4 protein-coding genes are annotated in these 2,604 nt (G+C 67.1%); 1 reads left to right on the plus strand and 3 read right to left on the minus strand.

Features of this window, described 5'->3' with window-relative positions:
- The 3 genes from QOC76_RS07195 to QOC76_RS07205 form a co-directional block, all read right to left on the minus strand.
- Positions 1–401: hypothetical protein (locus tag QOC76_RS07195; RefSeq protein ID WP_526355660.1), on the minus strand; the 401-nt coding region annotated here is incomplete at its 3' end.
- Between the two features lie 55 nt (positions 402–456).
- Positions 457–1,140, minus strand: a complete 684-nt coding sequence (locus QOC76_RS07200; protein ID WP_526355662.1) for a DUF4190 domain-containing protein — start codon at positions 1,138–1,140, stop codon at positions 457–459.
- Between the two features lie 117 nt (positions 1,141–1,257).
- Positions 1,258–1,968: a DUF4190 domain-containing protein gene (locus QOC76_RS07205; RefSeq protein WP_526355664.1), complete on the minus strand. Its 711-nt coding sequence runs from the start codon at positions 1,966–1,968 to the stop codon at positions 1,258–1,260.
- A gap of 196 nt (positions 1,969–2,164) precedes the next feature.
- On the opposite strand from QOC76_RS07205, the gene QOC76_RS07210 reads away from it, so the two are divergent.
- Entirely contained in the window at positions 2,165–2,398 is a 234-nt protein-coding gene (locus QOC76_RS07210; protein WP_526355666.1) for a protein-tyrosine phosphatase family protein, read from the plus strand.
- The last annotated feature ends 206 nt before the right edge of the window (positions 2,399–2,604 follow it).

The following is a 2,604-nucleotide window of genomic DNA, read 5'->3' on the forward strand; positions in this document are numbered from 1 at the left end:
GTGTAGACCGCCAGTGCGCCGATCGCGAGTGGCCCGGCCAGAAGCCAGCCCGCCAGCGCGGGCGCGATGACGCCGCCACCGCCGGTGGCGCTGACGAGAGCCAGTACCACCCCGGCTGCGGCCATCACCAGCGCCACGGCGAACCACTTCAGCGGCGGCCCGGCGGTCGGCAACGTCCCCGCCGTGATCGCCCCACCGAAGGCGTCACGCTCGCCCGACTGACCGGAGGCGTCCTGGCGTCGCGCGCGCGGCTGTGTCTTCGGCTGATTGGCCCAGGGATCGAAGCCGGTGGAAAAGTCGGCACCCCGCGGCGGTGGCGAATCCGCGCCGGTACGCGGTGGCGTGGGACTCCCAGAAGGCGGGCCGAAGTCGCTGAAATCGAACGGATTGGGTTGACCCACGTCGATCACCCCGGCCTTCGCTGGTGGGTGGTCGCTTCGAGGATGTTCATCGGCATCAGTACGGGTTCAGGCACAGGGCGAAGGAGCGGTCGGGCGGCGCGGCGACGTAGACGGAACGGCATTCGTAGCTGGCGGGGACCCGCGCGGTGACGGTGTACACCCCTTCCTTGTGCGCGCAGTCGACCTTGAAAAGATCCAATGCGTCGTTGCCTTCGTCGTTGCGCAGCTGGATCTCCACGCAGGTGCCGATCGGCACCGTGGCGAGGTCGAGCTTGATCCGCGGAACGGTGGGCGGCGGGGCCACCGAGGTCACCGTCGAGGGTCGCGGCGGAGCCGGCGGCACCTGATAGGGGGCGCTCGACGAGGGTGAGGCGGTCTTGTCGCGGGAGTCCGAATCACTCGTCAACCACCAGATGAGGGCCGCGATCAGCACCAGGCACATCAGATAGCCGATCACGAGTCCGGCGATGGCAGCGTTGCGTCCCCGCTCACCGGAGCGCCGGATCTGCGGCAAAGCCAGGTGCCCCAGCACCACCCCGGCCGGCGGTACCACCACCGCGAAAATCGGCGACAGCACCGCGAAGGTGTTGTAGTCGGCCGACGGCGGTGCTCCATAGGGCGCACCGATCCGAGCGCCGTGCCCGAACGGAGCTGCGCTCGGTGGCGCGGACGCGCCTTCATACGGTGTCCCGAACGGATCCACCGACTGCGGCTCGAACGGATTACCGCTGGGCTGCATCAGAGCCCCCCGTCGGCGGCGGCCTTGGCCGACCCCGAGCTGCAGGCCGGCGACCCGCGAGCATGCGCCCGCGGTAATCGCGACTAAGGCCAGTCAGTGAACACAACCTCATCATCATCAGCCTCGGAAATCCGAGATGCATGCAAATACCGTTTCTTGCTTGTTGAACAGTGTCTGCCCAGGGCATGCACTGGTCGACAAGATCTGGTCTACCCGGAATACACCGTCGCGGACCTCGCAGCGCACCGGAAAAATGAGGATGACGTTCGTTTCGGGCCCTCTGGTGGGGTCCGGCTGCGTCTGCTGGACCTCGACGCAGTCGCCTACCCGCAGCTGCTCCACGGTGACCGTCGGCCGCTGGGCCGGTGGCGGCGTGAAGACCGTGGTGCGCGGAGGTGGCGGGAAAGCGCGTGGTGTCGTCATCGGCGTCGCCGTCGTCTTACCGGGCGATGAGGGGGACTTGGAGGCGTTGGCGGTCAGAAGCCAGAACACCAGCGCAATCACCGCCAGCACGATGATCACGTAGGAGATGGTTAGGCCCACTATCGCTCGTTCACGACCGCGTTGCCCGCTCCGTTTGATCTGTGAGAGTGCGACGTGGCCCAGTGCCGCGCCGACGGGGGCGAACACGAACGCGAACACGATCGACAAGGTCGCGAACGTGTTGACTTCACCGCGTGGCCGACCCGACGGCGGGAAGACCCGCCCTGTCGTAGGTGGTGAGCCGGGGATGAGCGGCGGCACGTACCCCCGAGTACTCGGCGGACCACCGAAGGGGTCCGAACCGAACGGGTCGGGCTGACCGCCCCCGTACCCGCCATGCGTCATCTGGTCATCCCGCCCTGCTCTGACGTCCTCTAGTCACCGATTCCATCACCATCAGCGGTGCGATATCCCCAGAACGGCGGTGCGAAATGTGATCGTGATGCTCGCGGATGGGAAGCAAAGAAACGTACGACGACATGCCCCACGTCGAGGTGAGGCTGATCGACCGCACCAGCCACGACGAGAACCCGCACCCTTCGTGCTGCTGGATACGGTGCGGCTGATCGAGCAGTTGCGGGACGAGGGACGCACGGTGCTGGTGCACTGCGTCGCGGCGTACAGCCGGACGCCGGCAGTGGGCGCGCTGTACGGCGCGCGGCTCCGGAGTGTCGACGTGGACGAGGCGGTGCGGGACGTGACGGCGGTGCTGCCGGGTGCTTCTCCGAACCACGCATTCGCTGAGGCGCTGCGGCGTCTCCAGTTCGCGACGTAGCGCGACGAGCTACTCGCCACGCATTTCGCTCCGCGGATCATGACTGGGACCTGAGCTTTGACTCAGGCCCCGGTGATACCCGAGAGCTGATCTTCTCCCGGACCAACCGGTTCGGCACCGGCCTGGAGGTTGAGATCGTGTTCGACTTCACCGGGCGAATCGAGCGCTCGGAGTACCGGCGCGATGGCGAGTTGTTCCACCGCAAT

The sequence above is a fragment of the Mycobacterium sp. genome (assembly GCF_032159565.1).
In the GTDB taxonomy this organism is placed as follows: Bacteria; Actinomycetota; Actinomycetes; order Mycobacteriales; family Mycobacteriaceae; genus Mycobacterium.

Coding starts and splice junctions, on each gene's coding strand:
- QOC76_RS07205 (WP_526355664.1), bottom strand. CDS start 1,968: ATGACGCATGGCGGGTACGGGGGCGGTCAGCCCGACCCGTTCGGTTCG.
- QOC76_RS07200 (WP_526355662.1), bottom strand. CDS start 1,140: ATGCAGCCCAGCGGTAATCCGTTCGAGCCGCAGTCGGTGGATCCGTTC.